This is a genomic window from Fictibacillus nanhaiensis (assembly GCF_049537595.1).
Taxonomy (GTDB): Bacteria; Bacillota; Bacilli; order Bacillales; family Fictibacillaceae; genus Fictibacillus; species Fictibacillus nanhaiensis_F.
Genome location: NZ_JBMULM010000001.1, coordinates 238830 through 260063 on the forward strand (window position 1 = coordinate 238830; position 21234 = coordinate 260063).

General features: G+C 41.7%; 19 protein-coding genes. 12 read left to right on the forward strand and 7 right to left on the reverse strand.

Annotation, left to right across the window (positions count from 1 at the left end; translation table 11 throughout):
* Positions 1 to 53 precede the first annotated feature (53 nt).
* Positions 54 to 839, reverse strand: coding sequence for an AAA family ATPase (locus tag ACOZ9X_RS01040; RefSeq protein ID WP_423416660.1), 786 nt, complete (start codon positions 837 to 839; stop codon positions 54 to 56).
* 77 nt (positions 840 to 916) lie between these two features.
* A complete protein-coding gene (locus tag ACOZ9X_RS01045; RefSeq protein ID WP_423416661.1) occupies positions 917 to 2023 on the reverse strand; it encodes a citrate synthase/methylcitrate synthase in 1107 nt (368 codons plus the stop codon).
* A gap of 114 nt (positions 2024 to 2137) precedes the next feature.
* Here ACOZ9X_RS01045 and ACOZ9X_RS01050 point away from each other — a divergent pair, with 114 nt between their 5' ends.
* Entirely contained in the window at positions 2138 to 3016 is an 879-nt protein-coding gene (locus ACOZ9X_RS01050) for a LysR family transcriptional regulator (RefSeq protein ID WP_423416662.1), read from the forward strand.
* 141 nt (positions 3017 to 3157) lie between these two features.
* On the opposite strand, the gene ACOZ9X_RS01055 is transcribed toward ACOZ9X_RS01050, so the two are convergent.
* Positions 3158 to 3421 carry a YqhV family protein gene (locus ACOZ9X_RS01055; protein ID WP_171005664.1) on the reverse strand — a complete coding sequence of 88 codons (264 nt, stop codon included), beginning with the start codon at positions 3419 to 3421 and terminating at the stop codon, positions 3158 to 3160.
* A gap of 202 nt (positions 3422 to 3623) precedes the next feature.
* Here ACOZ9X_RS01055 and ACOZ9X_RS01060 point away from each other — a divergent pair, with 202 nt between their 5' ends.
* The 5 genes from ACOZ9X_RS01060 (at position 3624) to ACOZ9X_RS01080 (ending at position 7369) form a co-directional block, all read left to right on the forward strand.
* A complete protein-coding gene (locus ACOZ9X_RS01060) occupies positions 3624 to 4823 on the forward strand; it encodes a DUF819 domain-containing protein (protein WP_423416663.1) in 1200 nt (399 codons plus the stop codon).
* Positions 4824 to 5051: 228 nt separating this feature from the next.
* Positions 5052 to 5249, forward strand: coding sequence for a cold shock domain-containing protein (locus ACOZ9X_RS01065; RefSeq protein WP_066245425.1), 198 nt, complete (start codon positions 5052 to 5054; stop codon positions 5247 to 5249).
* A gap of 240 nt (positions 5250 to 5489) precedes the next feature.
* On the forward strand, positions 5490 to 5690 hold the full coding sequence (cspC, locus tag ACOZ9X_RS01070; protein ID WP_066397937.1) for a cold shock protein CspC: 201 nt from the start codon (positions 5490 to 5492) through the stop codon (positions 5688 to 5690).
* 421 nt (positions 5691 to 6111) lie between these two features.
* The gene (gene hpf, locus ACOZ9X_RS01075; protein WP_066397935.1) at positions 6112 to 6666 is read left to right on the forward strand and encodes a ribosome hibernation-promoting factor, HPF/YfiA family; all 555 of its coding nucleotides are present in this window, start codon (positions 6112 to 6114) and stop codon (positions 6664 to 6666) included.
* Positions 6667 to 6886: 220 nt separating this feature from the next.
* Positions 6887 to 7369 carry a DinB family protein gene (locus ACOZ9X_RS01080; RefSeq protein WP_423416664.1) on the forward strand — a complete coding sequence of 161 codons (483 nt, stop codon included), beginning with the start codon at positions 6887 to 6889 and terminating at the stop codon, positions 7367 to 7369.
* A gap of 19 nt (positions 7370 to 7388) precedes the next feature.
* On the opposite strand, the gene ACOZ9X_RS01085 is transcribed toward ACOZ9X_RS01080, so the two are convergent.
* On the reverse strand, positions 7389 to 9251 hold the full coding sequence (locus tag ACOZ9X_RS01085) for a dihydroorotate dehydrogenase (RefSeq protein ID WP_423416665.1): 1863 nt from the start codon (positions 9249 to 9251) through the stop codon (positions 7389 to 7391).
* A gap of 227 nt (positions 9252 to 9478) precedes the next feature.
* Here ACOZ9X_RS01085 and ACOZ9X_RS01090 point away from each other — a divergent pair, with 227 nt between their 5' ends.
* Positions 9479 to 11107, forward strand: a complete 1629-nt coding sequence (locus ACOZ9X_RS01090) for a long-chain fatty acid--CoA ligase (RefSeq protein WP_423416666.1) — start codon at positions 9479 to 9481, stop codon at positions 11105 to 11107.
* A 366-nt stretch (positions 11108 to 11473) separates the two neighbouring features.
* Here ACOZ9X_RS01090 and ACOZ9X_RS01095 read toward each other — a convergent pair whose 3' ends face one another.
* On the reverse strand, positions 11474 to 12097 hold the full coding sequence (locus ACOZ9X_RS01095; RefSeq protein WP_423416667.1) for a hypothetical protein: 624 nt from the start codon (positions 12095 to 12097) through the stop codon (positions 11474 to 11476).
* Positions 12098 to 12309: 212 nt separating this feature from the next.
* Here ACOZ9X_RS01095 and secA point away from each other — a divergent pair, with 212 nt between their 5' ends.
* Complete coding sequence (gene secA / locus ACOZ9X_RS01100; RefSeq protein WP_423416668.1) at positions 12310 to 14829, forward strand: preprotein translocase subunit SecA; 2520 nt, start codon at positions 12310 to 12312, stop codon at positions 14827 to 14829.
* A 132-nt stretch (positions 14830 to 14961) separates the two neighbouring features.
* Positions 14962 to 16060, forward strand: a protein-coding gene (gene prfB / locus ACOZ9X_RS01105) for a peptide chain release factor 2 (RefSeq protein WP_225218695.1) whose coding sequence is annotated in 2 segments (ribosomal slippage) — positions 14962 to 15024 and positions 15026 to 16060 — 1098 coding nt in all. Because the reading frame shifts where the segments join, the coding sequence is not laid out codon by codon here.
* 288 nt (positions 16061 to 16348) lie between these two features.
* Here the strand turns inward: prfB and ACOZ9X_RS01110 are convergent.
* Positions 16349 to 16501, reverse strand: a complete 153-nt coding sequence (locus tag ACOZ9X_RS01110) for a hypothetical protein (protein WP_423416669.1) — start codon at positions 16499 to 16501, stop codon at positions 16349 to 16351.
* A 348-nt stretch (positions 16502 to 16849) separates the two neighbouring features.
* Here ACOZ9X_RS01110 and ACOZ9X_RS01115 point away from each other — a divergent pair, with 348 nt between their 5' ends.
* The 3 genes from ACOZ9X_RS01115 (at position 16850) to tatC (ending at position 19795) form a co-directional block, all read left to right on the forward strand.
* Positions 16850 to 18481: a PhoX family protein gene (locus ACOZ9X_RS01115; protein WP_423416670.1), complete on the forward strand. Its 1632-nt coding sequence runs from the start codon at positions 16850 to 16852 to the stop codon at positions 18479 to 18481.
* A gap of 56 nt (positions 18482 to 18537) precedes the next feature.
* Positions 18538 to 18723 carry a twin-arginine translocase TatA/TatE family subunit gene (gene tatA, locus ACOZ9X_RS01120; RefSeq protein ID WP_197129014.1) on the forward strand — a complete coding sequence of 62 codons (186 nt, stop codon included), beginning with the start codon at positions 18538 to 18540 and terminating at the stop codon, positions 18721 to 18723.
* A 307-nt stretch (positions 18724 to 19030) separates the two neighbouring features.
* Positions 19031 to 19795 (forward strand): twin-arginine translocase subunit TatC, encoded by a 765-nt coding sequence (tatC, locus tag ACOZ9X_RS01125; protein WP_423418196.1) that lies wholly within the window; start codon positions 19031 to 19033, stop codon positions 19793 to 19795.
* Positions 19796 to 19833: 38 nt separating this feature from the next.
* On the opposite strand, the gene ACOZ9X_RS01130 is transcribed toward tatC, so the two are convergent.
* Complete coding sequence (locus tag ACOZ9X_RS01130; protein WP_423416671.1) at positions 19834 to 21078, reverse strand: helix-turn-helix domain-containing protein; 1245 nt, start codon at positions 21076 to 21078, stop codon at positions 19834 to 19836.
* Positions 21079 to 21234: the final 156 nt, after the last annotated feature.

Genomic DNA, 21234 nt, shown 5'->3' on the forward strand with positions numbered 1-21234 from the left:
TAGGCACTAGCTGTGGATCAGCGGAGTGCCTTTTTTATGTGGAACTCACTATATCACAAATGCCTCAAAAACCTCTCCGGACTCTCCAAAAAGTTTTTCGTGATCTGCACATGTTCCAGTTCTTCGTATGGAGTTGGAGTGGGTGGCAGGGAATCGAGACTGATAATCTCTGCACCAGGATAGGCCATTAAGATGGGAGAATGAGTCGCGATGATAAACTGTGCGTTCTGTTGCTCCATCTCTTTTAACATCGATATAAAACTTAACTGTTTCATAGGCGAGAGCGGAACCTCAGGCTCGTCGAGAATATATAAGCCGTTTGGGCGAAAGCGTGATTGAAAGAAATCTAGAAAGCGTTCTCCATGCGAACGAAACTCGAGACCATCATTATAAAGTTCTTTAAGTTCAGAGAGCGTTCGATTGTGAGGAAGGGAAGCAAGGCTCTTGGCATAAGCAGATTTGTCTTTGTATTCTACTTCGATGTTTGCTAATTCTTGTAGCGCCGTTTCCTTCATTTCCGCAGCACGCCTTACAAAGGTTACAAAGTCTTCTGCGTTCAAAAAGAATCCCTTTTTCGTTTTCACACTCCACGTCAATTTAAGTTGCTTGGACAATTTTTTGATATCGGAGTTTTCTTTTTCTGACCGATTGATCTGAACAGAACCAGCTTGATCTGCGATTGCCTCAAGCAACGTTGATTTCCCTGTTCCATTTTCACCTACTAAGATTGTGACTGGTTTTTGAAAGTGAAGAGACTCTAGGGATTGAAGAAGTGGGAGTTGAAATGGATATCCTTCTTGTTTCTTCTCTTTTCTATATAACACTGATTTTAGAATCACGAAAAAGCACCTCTTTCTCAAAGAGTTCTTACTTCTAATTCTACCACTGAGTTTAGAGATGCTTCTATATGGATTGGCTATTCGTTACTTGTAACTTTATCGTGAAACTTCCCGGTATACACCGACTGTGGACGGTAAATGGTGTTGTCTTCTGATTGTTCTAAAATGTGAGCGGTCCACCCTACCATTCGGCTTGCTGTAAAGGTAGGGGTGAATAAGGCAGGATCTAGTTCGATCGCTTTCATAATTGCTGCGGCGTAGAATTCAACGTTTGTATACAACGCTCTGCCTGGTTTGTATTCCTCGAGTAACGTTATCGCTGTTTCTTCTACTTGTAGCGCGAGATCTAACCACTCATCTTCACCGACCAACTCTAAAAGTTTTGCTTTTAGCGCAACAGCTCGTGGATCGTGTGTTTTATAAACACGGTGTCCGAATCCCATGAGCTTCTCACCATTTTCCAATTTCCCTCGTATCACTTGTTCAGCACTTCCAGCTTTTCTAATTTCGTCTAGCAAGTCAATGACCGCTGAAGGTGCTCCGCCATGAAGAGGTCCTTTCATCGTTCCAATTGCAGATGTTGCGGCTGAAACCATATCCGATTCGGTCGATGCTGTAACCCGAGCTGAAAAAGTAGAGGCGTTCATGCCATGCTCGAGCGTTAAGATCATGTATGTTTCAAGTGCTAGTGTATGGGCTTTACTTGGGATCTCACCAGTCAACATATATAGGTAGTTTTCAACATGACTTAACTTGGTAGATGGCTCAACAAAAGGCTTACCATCCAAATGACGTGTCCAATAGCAAATGATTGTCGGAACAAGACTCGTTAGCCTAATGGCTTGTGAAATGGTTGGCTTCCATCTGTAGCTTGCGACACCTTCAGACGAAATGGCCGTTCGAATTAAACTCATCAAATCCATGTCTTCAGGAAGGTGGTCTAGGATTGATTTTATATGAAGAGAAAGCTCACGATTTCTTATAAGTTCGCTTTTGAGATTTTTTATATGTTCATCGTCAGGAAGTTTACCGAACCAAAGAAGGTGTGCCACTTCTTCAAACGAAAAACGTGAAGTAAGGTGCCCAATTTCATAACCTCTGTAGATTAGCTTGCCTTCTGTACCATCAATATGGCTGATTGCTGTTTCCGCTGCAACGATTCCTTTCAGTCCTTTTTGCATCATGGTTTTCACTCCTTCCATTATTTAGTATCATTGTATAGAATGAAATTGATTTATGATATTAATTGTTTTTAATTGATTTAATAAGAAAAGTTAATCAGAAGGGATTGAAGAAGAATGGAGTTCTCTTGGCTACAAACATTTATCACTGCGGCAGAATGCGAAAATTTTAGAAGAACGTCTGAAATTCTTCATGTCTCTCAGCCCTCTGTTTCTGTACATATTAAAATGCTGGAATCTGAATTAGGGATGTCACTATTTTTACGAGATGGCAGAAGAGTGAAGCTGACAGCGGAAGGGAGAAGGTACCTGCAGCATGCGAAAAAACTGATGGAGGTGTATGAAAGTGGACTTGAGGATCTAAACGCGTTTCAGCAAGGCTATGATACGAAGCTTTGTATCGGAATCTCACCGCTTATTGCAGATACGATCCTGCCTTCTGTTTTAAAACGATATGTAAAAGCCAATCCCGATGTGGAGATTTCGATAAAAATTATTGATTCCGAAGATATCGAGAGAGCGGTTTTAAACGAAGATGTGGACCTTGGGCTTTCTTGTTTAGGAAGTTCACATGCTGAGATTACGAGTCAGATGCTTTATCAAGACAAAATCGTATTAGTGGCACCGCACGATGGGCTGGATTTTGAAGCAGCTCCTCCGCTGGATGAAAAAGAAGTACTGCTCTCAAATTATCTACTAACACATAATCATCCAGGATATTGGGATGATCTTTGCAGACGCGTGAAATCCCGTTATCCCGGCGTTCGGATGATGAAGGTTTCTCAGATTCACATAACAAAACGCTTTATTGCGGAAGGGTTAGGAATCTCGTTCTTACCTTTATCGACAGTAAGAAGAGAGCTGTTAGAAGGGCGATTGCTAGAGGTGGACTGTTATTCAGTGGACATTCCGGATGCTCATACCTATGCGTTAACGAAGTATAATCACGGTAAACAAAAAGAATTTCTGACGTATTTGTCTGGGTACAGGTTTTAGGCAGCTTGCAAGCTCACTTTGTCGACTCGCGTTTATTTTAGCTCTTTTCGTGAGATTATGAAATTTCTCGTGAGATTAATAGTTATTTTCGTGAGATTATTTGTTGTTTCTGCGAGATTATTTGTAATGAAGCCATATCATTTATCTCTTAATCCCATAAACAATACAAACGACGCCGAGCATGATCCAGATTAAGCTGCCGAATGATAATTTCGTTGATAATCCATAGATTCCAAGCGTCATCGTCGAGAAAAAGATAATAGGACCGATGATGGAAAGCAGGGAATTGATGACGAGTGCTCGTTCTACCGTATTATAGTGCAGCATGAAAAGCGCTGCGGTTATCTCAAGGGTACCGGATAAAATACGAATGGCCGCCATAGCTAGTACGACTTTTTCAATCATTTGCAGCAACGTCCATTGCCTCCTTTTAAACAACTGTTTAATGATCCTGCGCTGTATAGTGCATTATATGTGGCCAAGCTCCGATTAGAAGTGTAAAAAAGTTGCTACTATTCCCACTCTTTGCAATTGAAGGACTATACAGGTAATGAAGGTTTTTTAGTGTATACTTGTCACTCAAGTCATTTTAAGGGGGAATAGGGATATGTTTGCAACATCAAACGGACCGCTCATTCAGGAGCCGATGGCGATTTTTGCTTATCTCGTAGCGCTAGTTGGCTTCGTATTCATCTTGGGCGAATCCAAAAACCACATTCTACAGAAGTTTTTTCACTATGCGCCGCCACTGATCTGGACGTATTTTTTGCCGATGATCTCAACGACTCTTGGCATCATACCTTCAAGTTCTGATTTATACAGTTTTGTTTCCGCTTACATACTGCCGGTTGGATTGCTGTTATTGCTTTTATCTATCAATGTAAAAGCAACACTCAAACTTGGACCGAAAGCGATCCTCATGTTCTTAGCGGGAACGGTGGGTGTAATCGTTGGTGGACCAATCGCGCTCGCGATCTTCCAGCCGTACTTACCAGAAGACGCTTGGACAGGTGTAGCTGCACTAGCGGGAAGCTGGATCGGGGGTTCTGCGAATATGGCAGCGCTCGTTGAAGCTGTTGACACGCCAGAACATATTCTGTCACCCATCATCGTTGTTGATACGGTTGTTGGATACAGCTGGATGGGTATTATGATCGCACTTGCTGGGTACCAAGCTCGTTTTGACAAGTGGAACAAAGCCGATAACCGCATCATTGGAGAAGTAAACAAGCAGGTTGGTGAGCTTGAGAAAAAGAATGCTCGTCCGATCGCCGTTCCGCAATTGCTTGCGATTCTTGGTCTTGGTTTTGGTCTAGCGTTTATAGTAGGGAAGTTTTCTGAGAAGCTGCCACAAGGAGATATTCTAAACACTGCTACTTGGACAATCATGATCATCTCTGCGATTGGAATCGTGCTATCTTTTACAAAAGTTCGTGAACTAGAAAATTACGGAGCGAGTAAAGTAGGGTACGCTGGGATCTATCTATTGCTTGCTACAATCGGGGCAAAAGCGAACCTGATCTATGTCGTGGAAGCACCTCAATATATTTTAATGGGAATTGTATGGCTTTCCATCCATATTCTTTTCTTGTTTGGAGCAGCAAGGTTATTACGTTCACCTATGTTCTTCGTTGCAGTAGGATCACAAGGAAACATCGGTGGGACAAGCTCCGCACCTGTTGTAGCCTCGGTCTTTCAACCAGCACTTGCACCAGTCGGCTTGTTAATGGGCTTGCTCGGTAACATTGTTGGAACATATGGCGCAATTGTTTGTGCAAAGCTCGCACAGATGGTTTCACAGATGTAAATTCTTTTAGGAACCGGTCAATTTGATCGGTTCTTTTTTTTACGCATGATTGTATAATAGGTGTCATTAATGTATTTTTATGCAAATTAAAACGTGGGGATTTTTCGACAAAACTTCTTGTTTTTCGCTAATCTTAAGCCTTTGACAACTTTTTTGGGTATATGTCATACTATAAAGTGTATAGAAGATCTATACAAAGATTCGCATGATGAAGGGATTGTGAAAGGCATGTTAGGAAAAGTAAAATGGTTTAACGCAGAAAAAGGTTTTGGATTTATTGAGCGCGAAGACGGAGACGATGTGTTCGTACACTTCTCTGCAATCAACACTGACGGATTCAAAAGCCTTGACGAAGGTCAGCAAGTCGAGTTTGATATTGTAGATGGAGCTCGTGGGCCTCAAGCGGCAAACGTAACTAAACTATAATTCAAGGCACTATGACCATACTTTTAATCCCGTCTGTTACCGCAGGCGGGCTTTTATTTCTAGAAAATATTTCATATTATGAATGATTAGTTTGCATCATTTCGCAATCACTGTTATGATGGTTATAGATTATTTTTGTTCGGCGTAAAAGATTGTATGAGTTTCGACTTTTCTTCTTTAACAATACTTTGGGCAAGAGTAGCAATATATCGTGTGGTAACGCACTAGGAGGCAACAAACATGGAACAAGGTACAGTAAAATGGTTTAACGCAGAAAAAGGTTTCGGATTCATCGAGCGCGAAAACGGAGACGATGTATTCGTACATTTCTCAGCTATCCAATCTGATGGTTTCAAATCTTTAGACGAAGGTCAAAAAGTAACTTTCGAAGTTGAGCAAGGTGCTCGTGGCGCTCAAGCTGCTAACGTTCAAAAAGCATAAGCTTCGTTATACCAAAAACAGGCTCTCTTGAGAGCCTGTTTTTTTTGTTTGTCTAAAAAATTACATAAAAAACCCCCACTCAAGGATCGAGTAGGGGGATGGAACAGGTATTGTAAAAAGTTTAAAGCTTTAAAGGTTAATTCCTAGTATACCACATAGTTTGAAACTAAAAGAATGTAAGTGAAATTTATTTTTCCTTCAAATCCACATTGGTAAATATAAGAAATAGTTAATCTACTTGAAGAAAAAATTTTTTTAAAGAGTAAAGAATGTAATTTTCCCCGGTAGTATAAGGTTTTTCAGCATTGTAAAGAATTTGTCGATAGTGTAAAAATATTGTCAAAATATTTTAAAGGTTACGGAGGAATTCTTTTGGGGTATATCGAAATATATATACATCACCGAAAGGAGGAGTTAAGTTATGCATTTTAACATTCGTGGAGAAAACATCGAGGTGACAGAAGCCATTAGGGCTTACGTTGAGAAAAAGGTGACGAAACTCACAAAGTACTTTAACGAAACTCCGAACTCTGACGTACACGTCAATCTAAAAGTGTACAACAATGAACAATCTATCGAGGTAACGATACCGATGAAGGGCCTACTGCTTCGTGCAGAGGAACGTCATTTGGATTTATACGCTGCGATTGATTTGGTGGTAGAAAAATTAGAGCGTCAAATTCGAAAACACAAAACAAAAGTAAACCGTAAATTTAGAAATGCTGAAGGCACGAAGCACATGTTTGCTAACGGTACAGAAGGCGTATCAACGGCTCTGTTAGAGGAAGAGGACGATTTCGAGATCGTACGTGAAAAGCGATTCGATCTAAAACCAATGGACACTGAGGAAGCAATCCTCCAAATGGGATTACTCGGCCATAACTTCTTCGTTTATAACAACGCTGAATCTGGTGAGATGAACGTCGTGTACAGACGTAAAGACGGCAAATATGGCCTGATTGCAGGAACAAACTAATATACAAAACGAGACAACACACCCCATGACACTCTTGGGGTGTGTTTTATGTTTGGAAAGTAAGGTTGCCGATATAATTAAAATCTTGCCGATATATTCTGAAACTCGCCAATAAAACTAAATTCTTGCCGATATATTCTGAAACTCGCCGATAAAACTGAATTCTTGCTGATATAATCTGAATCTTGCCGATATATCCTAAATGAAGGAGCCACTAACCATGAAAAACGATATCCTGTTAAAACAACTTGCTGCGTTTCGTCACAACACGTTAAGTACTGTTGAAGGACTCACTGAAGAGGAAGCGGATTTTATTCCTGAGGGTTTCAACAACAACATTCGCTGGAACTTGGGGCATATTTTTTTAGATCAGTACGATTGGCTGTATCATAAGATCCGTGAAGATCATCCAGCGCCGATTCATTATAGAGAGTTATTCGGTTATGGAACAAAGCCAGAGAATTGGCAGCAGACGCCTCCAACTCTTCAAGAGCTTCGTCATCGTTTGATGGAGCAGGTTCAAGTGATTCAGGAACAGTTCGGTCATCGACTACATCAAGAATTAGACGAACCAACTGAGCTCGGGATGAATACCTTTGCGGAAGTGCTGCCCCGCACGTTTTATCATGAAGGTCTTCATTTAGGAACGATCATTGCTATAAAAAAAGCGATTCAGCTTCAAAAACAAACACAATCAAAATGAAAAAGTGCAGACTCCCCGTCTACACTTTTTCTTCTATCCATACAGAAACATTTCTCAACTGAGTTTCACCACTGCGATTTAAATAACCGTACGAATAAACCAATCCTACGAAATAAAAAACAAACAATAAATAAGCGGGTGAAAGATGAAAGTGGTTATCGTAACCAATCATAAAATGTGTACCAACGCCTGTTAGAAATCCTGGCATACCACCGAGTGCCAGTGTCCACCACACCCATTTTGCTCCTTCACGATATCCCCATAACGCTATGGTTAACAATAAAAATCCTTCTGAGATCAAAGCACCGCCAAATCCAGCGCGATCGTGTGCGATTAACGGAATTAATTTATCGTTAAACGCAGTGATTTGTTCAGGTGTAAGTGCGAAGAACATTAAGTCTTCTTTTACAAAAACTCCGTTCATTCCGATGATGGAAATCACGATTCCCGCAGAGAGCAAGCACATACCTGATACGATAAATAAGCTCTGACCAAGCTGACTTCTTTTCCAAGATAACGTGTTATAGAGATTCAACCCTTTTGATCCCGTAGTGAGCTTTCGAGATTGATAAAGCCCATAAAGGAAAAAGGGAAGGATGATTAAATAATAGATAAAGTGAAGCTTGTCAAAATAGCCGAAGCCCATAAAATAAAAGATGTTTAAGAAACCGAGAGCTGCAGCAATCACATATGCCTTTTTTGCCCAATGTTCCCCTTTTCGAATCCCGTGATACGAAAGCTGCATGAACATAAAACCGGCTGAAATCATGACCCCGGCCAGACAAATCCGGTCATGAGACATGAAATGAAACAAGTGATGGCTGAAGTCTTGAATCTCTTCTTTTTGTACGCCTAAATATTGTTCATCATAGGCTAGAAGAACTTCAGTTAATCCGATGATTAAAGCGATGATGCCTGCGATGAAAACACCGAGTCCCATCAGGAAAAAGGAGACCCAACCCGTTTGTTCAGCGAGTTTAGAGATAGGCTGTTGTTCATACAAAATCCGTTCGTTAATGCGCTTCGGAAGACCTGGTCCGGAATAAACAAATCCGCTATGCAACTGTATGAGAGATGCACCTTCCCGAAAAATTTCCATCGCGTCACTCGGTTCATGAACGCCACCAGAAGCAATGATGGGCTTGTTATAAGGTAAGAGCTGTTGAATACTTTCTTTGAGTTGATGCATCTCCATCTGTCCCAATTCGACCCCATCATCACTTATAATTCCTTCTCGAATGATATAACCATCTACAGGAGTATCTTCTATAAAGTTCTTCACCTTTTGATGAGTAAGTTCCAACAGGAGAGGTTTTGATGTGAATTCCCGAATTTCCTCCAAATAAGAAATACCTTTCACATCGATTACAAAGAAAGTAGCATGTTCATCGAGTTTTTGAACCAGTTTCTCGTAATCCTGCAGTGTTTCTCCCCTAATCATTATTCCCAGTGGTATTGTCGCATTCTTCATAGATTGAAGTTTTACTATAGTTGCATCGAGACCTAAATTGGCATGAAGGTTTTCATACGATAACGTTTCTTTTGCTACATCTCGTAAAATAGGCTTTTCTGTTTTTTGCGGCTCAGTTGTAATCGGTCCTACTTCAATAAAACCAAAACCAAGATTGGTGAATGCTTGAGTCCCATTTAAATTAGGATCTAATGCACCACTTATCCCAACAGGTGAAGGAAAGGTGATTCCAGCAACCTTCCGCTCTAATTTTTTACTTGGCTGCATATGGCCGAAAAATTGTATGATTTTATCACCAAATGGCAGTTTGGTGAGGGTGTTCATTGTATGTAGAGTGAGATCACGGCTTGTTTCTGATTTCATGCGAAACAGAAGTGGCTTGAAAAAAGTATGATACGACCAATCAGGCATAAGTAAACACTCCTTTTTATGCCGTTTTTTTATTAAGTGTATCGCAAAAAATGGATGATCTTTCAAACTTTTTTCAACCGGTAAATATTTTTCGTGTTTTTTTGCGTTTTGTTCCCAGGAATCTGTTTTAACAGCAGGATTTTGAAGTAGGTAAGGGGAACTAGTTGAGTAACAAGAAAACGCTTACACTAATGACTATGTTTACTATTTAAGGAGGAGAAGTAGTTATGATGATGAATGTGCCTTTTCGAGTTACGAGTATGCTAGAGCATGCGGAACGGTATTTTGCGAAAAAGGAAGTAACGAGCCGTACGATGTCCGGGATCAGGAAGTTCAGTTACCGGGAGATCGGTGAGCGAACACGCAGGCTTTCGAGCGCGCTAAAACGCCTTGGTGTTCAAAAAGGTGAGCGGGTTGGAACACTTGCATGGAACCACCATCGTCATCTAGAAGCTTATTTCGCCATTCCAGGTGTTGAAGCTGTTCTTCACACGATCAATATCCGTCTTTCCCCTCAGCATATTGCATACATTATCAATCACGCCGATGACCAGATCTTATTTGTCGATCAGGACATTCTACCTCTTGTTGAAGCCATAAAAGACCATATTCCTAATGTAAAAGCGTATATATTGATGACCGATGAAGACGAGCTGCCGCAATCGCCGCTTCAACCTCTCTATCATTATGAAAAACTAGTAGAAGCTGGTGACCCGGCTTACGAATTTCCACAGGATATCGATGAGAACGATCCAGTCGGGATGTGCTACACATCTGCAACAACTGGGAATCCAAAAGGTGTAACGTACACACACCGCTCGACTGTGCTTCACTCCATGTCACTGGGACTAGTTGATGGAGGTTCTGTTTCGGAAAGTGATGTTCTTATGCCGGTTGTGCCGATGTTCCACGTTAATGCTTGGGGACTTCCGTATGCAGCAACATGGTTCGGTTCGAAGCAAGTGATGCCTGGACCTCGGTTCACGCCACAGCTTTTAGCGGAGCTCATAGAGATGGAAAAAGTAACCTTTGCTGCAGGTGTACCGACGATCTGGATGGGGCTTCTTCAAGAACTCGAACAGAACACCTATGATACTTCTAGTCTTCGAGCGGTTATTTGTGGAGGATCTGCCGCACCAAAAGGAATGATAAAAACGTTCGAGGAAAAACATAATATCCCGTTCATGCACGCCTATGGTATGACAGAAACGAGTCCACTCGTCATTGCAACACGTTTAAAAACCTATCAATCTGATTTGGACGATGAAACGAAATTAGATTATAAAGCAAAACAGGGTTATGTCGTGCAGGGTGTCGAGATGAAAGTAATCGGTGCGAACGGTGAAGTGAAGTGGGACGGTAACGAGATGGGCGAGCTGTTGCTGCGTTCGAACTGGATAGCGGACGAATATTACAACGATGATCGGACGGAAGGGACGTTCAACGACGGCTGGCTTCATACCGGGGATGTTGTCACGGTGGATGAGGAAGGCTTCGTGAAGATCGTCGACCGAACGAAGGATCTCATCAAGAGCGGGGGTGAGTGGATATCTTCCGTTGATCTAGAAAATGCGATCATGGCGTTCCCGGATGTTTTCGAAGCGTCTGTTATTGCTGTCCCTCATCCAGAATGGCAGGAACGGCCACTCGCATGTGTCGTGTTGAAGCCTGAGGCAAAAGGTAAAGTGCCGAAAGAAGATATTGTAGAGTTTTTGAAGCCGCAGTTTGCGAAATGGTGGGTTCCAGACGATATCGTGTTCATGGATGAGATCCCAAAAACGTCGGTTGGTAAGTTCTTAAAGCGGACGCTGCGTGATCAGTTGAAAGATCATTATATGACGACGGCGAAATCGTAAAAATGTATGCAGAGAACTTCTCAAAAGTTGAGAAGTTCTTTTTCTTGCGCAGGGGAAGAGAATAATCGCCCATAAATTTGTGAGCTATAGGAAAAAGTATGTATCTGCTGGACACAAAGTCATTATGTCTACCTCAAAAAGACATCATAAAATATATTCACGGATAACTGCTTTTTATTCACGGTAAATTGCAATATATTCACGTATAACAGCAATAATTTCACGGATAAAATTATTTATCGAAAGTTCGACAAAGCGCACTATCTATTCTCTGCATCATTCAGTCAAATCAGCATTCAAAACTTCATCATTCGCAAACAAAAAAACACCACCCTCAGTCAACCGCGAGAACAGTGCCCAATCTACCTATTCTTTTATTTCTTCCTCAATCCACTTACCTGTTTCTGTCACATCCCAATAATCACTAGCTTTGTAGTCGTTCAACGATATATCGAGATCGTGAAAAATGCGGTGAACACCTTTTAACGGCTCTACACTCTCAGAACTCATGCTTTTCGCGATTTTGCTAAGCGCATTCTCGACATCTGCCTTTAGTGGACCCGCAACATACGGCAGAATTTTATTCCGTATATCAATTTCAATATCTTTTAATACCGGTGTATGTGTGTCTATGTTATATTTCGACCATTTATCATAGCCGAGCTCACCGTTCCAAAATTCATGAATCACATTGATTCGTCTTTGGATCTCGGTCTTTGGAACTTCCATGGTTGGCTTGAAGAGAGCAGTACCGCTTGATTTTTCGGCCTCCGTTAATTCCTCATCAGACGGTGCATCTACACTCGCTGCAGAATTCGGACCAAACAGTGCATAATATCCCCATGTACCAAGGCCTCCGATGATGAAGAAGCTGAGAACGAGGGTGAGAATGATCGTCTTACTTTTTTCACTTTGCTGCTTATTTTGCTGCAGCTGCGCTTCTTGTCCTTGCCCAGCGTTATTTGTCCTGTCTAGATCTGTATTTTCCATTCAGAACCTCCCCCATCCATCTTTATATTATTTTACCAAAATTTAGTGCGTCAGTCTCTATGGAAGTGTCAAATTTTTCACATATATAGGAATTTTATTTGCGATGGATGCTACAATTCCGATGAAAAGATTTGGGATTTCTTGTGGCTCGTTTCACAAACTGGTAGAATAGAAGTGGTATATAATTTTCGAGAACAGGGAGCGTTATTCGGATGATTAGCATTTTGAAAAAGATTTTTCCAAGTTCCAATGACCGAACGTTGAATAGATACGAGAGAATTGCGGAAAAAGTGGAAACGTTAGCTGAAGAGTTTAAGGCTTTAAATGATGAAGCTTTGGCGAACAAAACGGCTGAGTTCAAGAGCCGTATCGAAAAAGGGGAATCTCTGGATGACCTTCTCCCTGAAGCGTTTGCGACTGTGCGTGAAGCATCAGCTCGTGTGTTAAACATGCGTCATTATCCTGTACAGATTATGGGTGCGGTTGCGCTTCATGAAGGTAACATTGCAGAGATGAAAACCGGTGAAGGTAAAACGCTAGTTGCGACAATGCCTATTTATTTGAACGCACTAGATGGCAAAGGTACTCACGTTGTTACAGTCAATGAATATTTAGCTCGTCGTGACTCTGAGATCATGTCGCCTCTATATAATTTCTTAGGCTTAAGTGTTGGGTTGAACGTATCTGACCTTTCAAAAGAAGAGAAGCGTGATGCGTACGCAGCTGACATCACTTATGGTACGAACAATGAGTTCGGCTTCGATTATCTGCGTGACAACATGGTTGTTTATAAAGAACAGATGGTTCAGCGCCGTAACTATGCGATCGTCGATGAAGTTGACTCGATTTTAATTGACGAAGCACGTACACCGTTGATTATTTCAGGTTCTGCCCAAAAATCAACGCAGCTTTATCAGATGGCGAACATGTTTGTGCGTCAACTGAAAAAAGAAACAGATTATACAGTAGATGAAAAAACGAAGAACGTTCAGCTTTCTGAAGAAGGTATCAACAGAGCGGAGCAGATGTTCTCGATCGATAACTTATATGATTATCAGCACGTAACACTGAATCACCATATTAACCAAGCGTTAAAAGCGAACATCATCATGCAGCGTGATGTGGATTATGTCGTTCAAGACGGCGAGATCGTTATTGTTGACCCGTTCACGGGACGTCTGATGGCTGGACGTCGTTACAGCGATGGACTTCACCAAGCGATCGAAGCGAAGGAAGGTTTGGAGATTCAGCGTGAGAGCATGACTCTAGCGACGATCACGTTCCAGAACTACTTCCGTATGTACAATAAGCTTGCTGGTATGACCGGTACAGCGAAAACGGAAGAAGAGGAATTCCGCAACATCTATAACATGGATGTTATCTGTATTCCGACGAACCGTCCGATTGCGCGTGATGACAGAGCAGATCTTATTTATAAAACGATGCAAGGCAAGTTCAAAGCGATTGCAGCTGAAATCGAAGAGCGTCATAAAACAGGACAACCGATCCTTGTTGGTACGGTTGCCGTTGAAACATCTGAGCTCCTTTCACAGCTTTTAACGAAGCGTAAGATCAAGCATAACGTGTTGAACGCGAAAAACCATGAGCGTGAAGCAGAGATCATCGAAAATGCTGGTCAGCTTGGCATGGTTACAATCGCAACGAACATGGCTGGTCGTGGTACGGATATCAAGCTTGGTGAAGGAGTTCTTGATGTTGGCGGACTGCACATCCTTGGTACTGAGCGTCACGAATCACGCCGTATCGATAACCAGTTGCGTGGTCGTGCGGGTCGTCAAGGAGATCCAGGTTCATCTCGTTTCTACATCTCGATGGAAGATGAATTGATGCGTCGATTCGGGTCTGACAACTTGATGACGATGATGGAACGTCTTGGCATGGATGAAGAGACGCCGATCGAGTCTAAAATGGTTACAAAAGCCGTTGAATCTGCACAAAAACGTGTAGAGGGATCGAACTTTGATGCTCGTAAACAGCTTTTACAATATGACGATGTTATGCGTCAACAGCGTGAGATCATCTATGCACAGCGTCAAGAAGTGCTAGATGCTGAGAATTTAAGTGATATCGTTCTTCGTATGATCGATTCTACACTTGAGCGAATCGTTACGGTTCATACACCTGAAGCGGAAGTTCAAGAAGAGTGGAACACGAAAGAAATCGCAGATTATGTGAACGCAGTTATGTTCACAGAGCCGACATTTACAGAAAAAGATCTATTTGGTCTTGATCGTGAAGAGATCATTGAGAAGATTCAAGCGAAAGTACATGCGGCGTTTGCTGAAAAAGAAACACAGCTTCCTGCTGAACAGATCGCTGAGTTTGAAAAAGCGGTAATCCTTCGTTCCGTTGACAGCAAATGGATGGATCACATCGACCAGATGGAACAGCTTCGTCAAGGTATCCATCTGCGTGCTTACGGTCAGAACGATCCGTTGCGTGAATACCAGTTTGAAGGCTTCGAGATGTTTGAAGCAATGGTTGCGGCGATCGAAGAGGAAGTTACAACTTACATCTTAAAATCGCAGATTGAGCAAAACATGCAACGTGAACAAGTGGCTGAAGGAAAAGCCGTTGTTCCGAGCGATAAACAAGATACAGCGAAAAAGAAGAAACCGGTTCGTAAAGCACAAGAAATCAAGCGTAATGATCCTTGTCCATGCGGAAGCGGAAAGAAATACAAGCAATGTCACGGAGCTGAACAAGAATAGAAAGTTGCGTGAGGGAAGAGAGTCTTTTTATAGGCTCTCTTTGCGCTTGTAATCAGACGTGAAAAAGGATTAATTTTAACAGCGTTCGCATATTTTAAAGATGGAACAACTATAAGATGAGGTGCAAAGACTATGGATTTAGTAGAAGTAAAACAGGAATTAAACGTTATTGAAAAACGTATCAACGACTTTAGGGGGTCTCTTTGACCTCGATACGAAGAAAGCGCGTATCGCAGAACTAGATGAAGAGATGAGTGCACCAACGTTTTGGGATGATCAAAACGCCGCACAAGTCGTGATCAATGAAGCGAACGGATTAAAAGAACAAGTGAACGAGTTTGAAGAGCTTGCTTCCGCTTATGAAGATCTAGAGATCGCACACGAGCTTGTAAAAGAAGAAGCAGATGAAGATCTTCAGAAAGAACTTGTAAAAGATTTAAAAACCTTGATCACAAAATTGAATGATTTTGAGCTACAGCTTTTATTGAACGAACCGTATGATAAAAACAACGCGATCTTAGAACTTCACCCAGGTGCGGGTGGTACTGAGTCTCAAGACTGGGCGTCCATGCTGCTTCGTATGTACACGCGTTATGCAGAGCGACAAGGGTATAAAGTTGAAACGCTCGATTACTTACCAGGTGACGAAGCAGGGGTGAAATCTGTAACACTTAGCATCAAAGGACATAATGCTTATGGCTATTTGAAGGCTGAAAAAGGGGTTCACCGTCTTGTCCGTATCTCACCGTTCGATTCATCCGGCCGTCGTCACACGTCGTTCGTTTCGTGTGAAGTCATGCCAGAGATCACAGATGACACAGAGATTGAGATCCGTACAGAGGATCTTAAGATCGATACGTACCGTGCGTCTGGAGCAGGTGGTCAGCACGTTAATACGACTGACTCTGCGGTTCGTATGACACACATACCAACCAATACAGTCGTTTCGTGTCAAACGGAGCGTTCGCAGATCAAGAACCGTGAGCGTGCGATGAAGATGATGATGGCGAAATTGGTGCAGCGTCGGTTGGAAGAGCAGCAGGCACAGTTGAATGAAATTCGTGGTGAGCAGAAAGAGATCGGATGGGGAAGTCAGATTCGCTCTTATGTTTTCCATCCGTATAGTCTTGTGAAGGATCACAGGACGAATACTGAGGTTGGTAATGTGCAGTCTGTTATGGATGGTGAGATCACGCCGTTTATTGATTCTTATTTGCGTTCTAAGTTGTAAAAAACCTATTAGTTTGTTGAAGCTTCGAGGTACTTGAAAGTGGTTGATCTGCGCTCCAGGTGCTTCGCTTTCCGCGGGGCAGGCGGTGAGCCACTTGCCGCTACGCGCCATTAAGTGTCTCACCTGACCGCTTGTCCCGCAGGAGTCTAGCACCTTGCGCTCCAATCAACCTGTCGAAGTGTTAAACAAAAAACATTAAGTTACAAGCAAGGTTAAAATAACAAGCTAATAAAAACAAATAATGAAACAAAAACAAAACTTCCGGGGCATTTGCTTCCGGAAGTTTTTTTATCGTATGTGTGTGAGATCTCCCTTTTGTACGAGTTCGATCTTTCTAGGTTGTCCGTCTGTTACGATTTCCACGTTTCCATTGTCATAAATCCAAACGACTTGATATTCTTTGCCGTTATAAACGACGAAACTCCCCACTTCTATCTGCATCGCTTCACTCCTAATAAAGCTCTCTAGTTAATTATACCTATCAAAATTGATATGTATATTGGGAAAAAACATGGATTTCTGTCTTCTTAATTATAAAGGAAATGCCCCTATTTTCCCAACTTATATTTTCTATAGCAGAAATCTTCATCAGGTAAAAGGTTTGATGGGGTAATTATCTTTTTGAAAGTTCTATCGTTAACCATGTTCTTTTTATGTCGGCAGACGTCACAACTTTATAAAAAAACTAAAAATTCTTAAACATTTGTTTAAATGCTCTACATAGTGGCTTAACATTTCGACAGTATTCTTATAGGTGCAACATCAATTATGGGTCTAGGGGGAAATAACATGGAAAAGAAGCCATTGGATAGAAGAACCTTTTTAACATATTTGGGTACGGGCGCAACGGCACTTGCTGCAGCTACGACAGGGTTAGGTGCATTATCAGAAACAGCTAACGCACAATCAGATAGCTTGATGCGCATGAAACCTCGCAAAAAAGGATTTAAGTTCCACCCGATCGCACCAACGGACAAAGACGATCTAGTTCTTCCAAAAGGATATCAATATGAAGTAATTGCCTCTTATGGTGATGTCATTAATAAAAAAGGTGACACGTTTGGATTCAACAATGATTTTACGATGTACTTTCCGATCGACAAATCCAGTGAACATGGTTTGCTATGGGTAAACCATGAGTACACGAATCCATTATATGTAGAAGGCGAAAAAGTGAACGGCAAATACACACCGGCACAAATTGAAAAGATGCTTTACAATCAAGGCGGTTCGATTATTGAAGTAAAAGTGAAGAACGGTAAGTGGATGATGGATACGAATTCACAGTACGCACGACGTGTAACAGGACTAACGCCGTTCGTACTAACAGGCCCAGCGAAAGGTACGGCAGCTGTAAATGGTGCAACTAAGGCACAAGGAACGTTTGCGAACTGTTCTGGTGGACGTACGCCATGGAACACCGTATTATCGTGTGAAGAAAATTATGAAGATACGTCAAAAGCGGCTAACCTCGATCAATCACACTATGGCTGGGTAATTGAAGTTGATCCATTTGATCCTAACTTTAAAGTGAGAAAGCACACTGCTCTTGGACGCTTTAACCATGAAAATGCTAGCGTTGGGATCTCGAACGATGGACGAGTCGTTGTTTATATGGGCGATGACAAAAAGGATGCTTGTGTGTACAAGTTTGTAAGTAAAGGCAAGTACGCTGCAGCTAAAGGGAAAGTCAACAGCAAGCTTTTAGAAGAGGGAACACTTTATGCAGCAGATCTTGCAAACGGAAAATGGCTTCCATTAACGATTGAAGCTGTTCGTGAAAAAGCAGCAGGAAAAGCTGACCTTTTAGAAAAGTTCAAAACACAAGGTGATGTATTGGTTAACGCACATGATGCTGCAATCCTCCTAGGTGCGACACCGACAGATCGCCCGGAAGATGTGGAGATTTCACCACTTGATGGTACTGTATTCATCGCACACACGAACAACGATAAACACGGCAACATTCATGGTCATATCACACGCTTTTTTGAAAAAGACGAAGATCATGGTGCAGAGAGCTTTGAATTTGAGATTTTTGCTGCAGGCGGTCGTCAAAGCGGATTCAGTGCACCTGACAACCTAACGTTCGATTCAAATGCAAACCTTTGGACAGTGACGGACATTTCATCAAGCAAGCTGAATTCTGGTGCGTGGACAAGCTTTGGTAACAACGGCATGTTCATGATTCCGACGATCGGCCGTGATAAAGGAGAAGCGTTCCAGTTTGCATCTGCTCCAAAAGAAGCGGAGTTAACAGGACCATCTTTTACACCAAATGAAAAAACGTTGTTCCTAAGTATTCAGCACCCTGGTGAAGAAACGAAAGATAAAGCAAATCCAACAAGCACGTGGCCGCAAGTACGAGGTGGCAACACACCGCGTCCATCTGTTGTAGCCATTACTGGTTTCAAGTTTTAATTTTTTTGAGACAAGAAGGTAAAAAATGATCACCAAAATTTGAGGAGGCGATCTACATGGGTTTCACAAACATCGGAGTACCAGGATTGATCTTGATCTTAATCATTGCGCTTATCATTTTCGGACCATCTAAGCTGCCAGAGATCGGACGAGCATTCGGAAGCACGCTTCGCGAATTCAAGCATTCAGCGAAAGACCTCATGTCTTCTGATGAAAAAGAAGAAAAGCCGCAGTCTAAATAAAGAAAAGTGGAAGATGCGGGCACGGTAAGAGTCCGCATCTTTTTCCTTGTGATGGTTTAAAACTTGTGGATTGATAGTCAAAACTTCTGGATTGAGGGCCCAAACTCGTGGATTGAAAGCTGAAATTTGTGGATTGAATGTCCAAACTCGTGGATTGGAAGCTGGAATTTGTGGATTGAACGTCCAAACTCGTGGATTGGGAGCCAAAACTTCTGGAATGACGTCCTTACACATGAATCTAAAGCCCAAACACGGCACAACAAACGCCATAATGAACCGCTAATTATAGAAAGGAGGCTGTATGATGATGAAAGCTGAAGAGATGTACTTTGTTGAACACCTTGGTGAACTTAGAAAACGCATCATTATCACGCTCGCCGTATTCATAACGGTTCTGTCCGTTTCATTCTTTTACGTTCAGCCTATTTATGACTGGCTGATTCGAGATTTGGATCAGCAGCTTGCTGTTCTTGGACCAAGCGAGATCTTATGGGTGTATTTTATGATTTCTGGTGTGATCGCAATTGCGTTCACCATCCCGGTTGCAGCTCATCAAACGTGGATGTTCATCAAACCGGCACTGAGTAAAAGAGAGCAGAAGGTGACGCTGTCTTATATTCCAGCACTATTTTTCTTATTTGTACTCGGTTTATCATTCGGTTATTTTATCGTGTACCCAATGGTTCTAAATTTCCTGTTGAGTTTATCAGAAGGCCATTTCCAAACGTTTTTCACTTCAGAAAAATACTTTAAGTTCATGATGAATCTAACGCTTCCGTTCGGCTTTTTGTTTGAGATTCCGTTAGTGGTGATGTTCCTAACGTCGCTTGGCATCTTAAATCCACACGTGCTTACAAAAGCTAGGAAAGTCTCGTATTTCGGACTTGTGGTAGTTGCTGTCTTGATTACACCGCCAGACTTAGTATCAGATTTCTTAGTCGTCATCCCACTACTTGTCCTCTATGAGATCAGCATCATGCTGTCACGCGTGGTTTATAAGAAGAAGCTCGCGAAAGAACAGCTCGCCATGGAAGAAGAAAATAAGGTCGTGCAGATGAGACGTCCTTCATAAACGATAAAAAGGAAGCCAATTTCGGCTTCCTTTCTTAATCAAACAAACTGATTTGTACGACGGTTCTTGTCTGCTATGTATTTGGCGTATTCATTTGCCCGTTCAACATCTCCATTTTTATTATAAAAATCAAAAAGAATGATTTCATAGTGTTCAGCGGGTAAAACATAACCTAGTTTTTTAAGATGTGGATACAGTTCTGTTTCGAGGTAGTGATAATAGTCTTGCTCTCGTTTTTTCAATCGATAGATATGCATCTGAAAGAAGTGAACAAACGTTGTGCTTCCGTTCTCTTGCGCTGTTTTCAACCCTTTTTCGGCGAGTTGAAGAATGTTTTTTGCAGGTTCTTTTCCTAAAAGAGTTGCAGCGTTCACATATCCCTCAAGAGAGCCTAGGTAGTTGGAAGTGCTGGGATCTTTTAGCTGCATCGATTCTTTGTAATATCGACATGCATCTTCAAAATGACCATGAAGGATCGGGTGATAGCCAAAGTTGTGAAGAAGAAGCGCTTTTTGTTTCTCTAAGCCAAAATTCTCGCACATTTCGATGAGTTCTATATATTTTTCGTTTTGAGGTCCGCTTGTTGGCTCTTGTTCGATTTGAATTAACATGAGCATTTCGGTTTCGATCACTCGGGCATAGCAATGTGATTTCTCAAAAAAGCTGAGCGCTTTGCTAGCGTAGTAGTACGAGAGAACGCGTGAATTGGTAGAGTGATAAGCAACAGCCATATGGTAATAGTATTCTTCATTGTTGTAGTATGTAGGGTCTACCTGCTTTAAGAGATCGATGGCTTCGTAATAATCATGTTTCATTTGAAGTCCATAGATACCTCTAATATGCAGAAGCATGCTTTTTTCACGATGTGAGAGTTCTGTCCATTTTTCCATTTCTTGAAGAAGGGTATCTGCCTTATTTCTCTGTTCCGTGAGTATGTAATAGCGTGTTAATAATAGAGTGTGGGTGCGCTGAAAATCTGGAATCTGCAACAAAGCAATCTGTTCGAGTTGTTTCTTTATGTTTTCTGTTTTGACATCCAGCTTCATGATGATCGCTTCTTCCCATTTTTTTAAGAGAAGTTCTACGCTTTTGTACAAATTCATCTCATTCTGAATATCAATCTGTAATCGATTCGCTAAAAAGTGAATCGTTTCTTTGGAAACCTCAGTCAGTCCTCGTTCAATTTTACTCACATGTGTACCTGAACAAATTCCGTCCCCGAGCTCTTTTTGTGTCATACCTCTAAGTTCGCGGTAGAATTTTATGATTTTTCCTTCAAGCATGAGATGCCCCCCTATCTCTGATAAACATTTCTCTAATATTTTCTATTCTACTAAAGAAAACCCCAAATCAGTTGAATATTTTTTAAGTATATATCCCTATTTCTTACCTGATTTTTGTAGAGATTTCGATTAAGTTCCCTGTTGATATAGGCAGTG

Excerpts from the sequence above, each read along its gene's own strand:
- ACOZ9X_RS01045 (WP_423416661.1), bottom strand. The coding sequence starts at position 2,023 with ATGATGCAAAAAGGACTGAAAGGAATCGTTGCAGCGGAAACAGCAATC.
- ACOZ9X_RS01050 (WP_423416662.1), top strand. The coding sequence starts at position 2,138 with ATGGAGTTCTCTTGGCTACAAACATTTATCACTGCGGCAGAATGCGAA.
- ACOZ9X_RS01055 (WP_171005664.1), bottom strand. The coding sequence starts at position 3,421 with ATGATTGAAAAAGTCGTACTAGCTATGGCGGCCATTCGTATTTTATCC.
- ACOZ9X_RS01060 (WP_423416663.1), top strand. The coding sequence starts at position 3,624 with ATGTTTGCAACATCAAACGGACCGCTCATTCAGGAGCCGATGGCGATT.
- ACOZ9X_RS01065 (WP_066245425.1), top strand. The coding sequence starts at position 5,052 with ATGTTAGGAAAAGTAAAATGGTTTAACGCAGAAAAAGGTTTTGGATTT.
- cspC (WP_066397937.1), top strand. The coding sequence starts at position 5,490 with ATGGAACAAGGTACAGTAAAATGGTTTAACGCAGAAAAAGGTTTCGGA.
- hpf (WP_066397935.1), top strand. The coding sequence starts at position 6,112 with ATGCATTTTAACATTCGTGGAGAAAACATCGAGGTGACAGAAGCCATT.
- ACOZ9X_RS01080 (WP_423416664.1), top strand. The coding sequence starts at position 6,887 with ATGAAAAACGATATCCTGTTAAAACAACTTGCTGCGTTTCGTCACAAC.
- ACOZ9X_RS01085 (WP_423416665.1), bottom strand. The coding sequence starts at position 9,251 with ATGCCTGATTGGTCGTATCATACTTTTTTCAAGCCACTTCTGTTTCGC.
- ACOZ9X_RS01090 (WP_423416666.1), top strand. The coding sequence starts at position 9,479 with ATGATGATGAATGTGCCTTTTCGAGTTACGAGTATGCTAGAGCATGCG.
- ACOZ9X_RS01095 (WP_423416667.1), bottom strand. The coding sequence starts at position 12,097 with ATGGAAAATACAGATCTAGACAGGACAAATAACGCTGGGCAAGGACAA.
- secA (WP_423416668.1), top strand. The coding sequence starts at position 12,310 with ATGATTAGCATTTTGAAAAAGATTTTTCCAAGTTCCAATGACCGAACG.
- ACOZ9X_RS01110 (WP_423416669.1), bottom strand. The coding sequence starts at position 16,501 with ATGCAGATAGAAGTGGGGAGTTTCGTCGTTTATAACGGCAAAGAATAT.
- ACOZ9X_RS01115 (WP_423416670.1), top strand. The coding sequence starts at position 16,850 with ATGGAAAAGAAGCCATTGGATAGAAGAACCTTTTTAACATATTTGGGT.
- tatA (WP_197129014.1), top strand. The coding sequence starts at position 18,538 with ATGGGTTTCACAAACATCGGAGTACCAGGATTGATCTTGATCTTAATC.
- tatC (WP_423418196.1), top strand. The coding sequence starts at position 19,031 with ATGAAAGCTGAAGAGATGTACTTTGTTGAACACCTTGGTGAACTTAGA.
- ACOZ9X_RS01130 (WP_423416671.1), bottom strand. The coding sequence starts at position 21,078 with ATGCTTGAAGGAAAAATCATAAAATTCTACCGCGAACTTAGAGGTATG.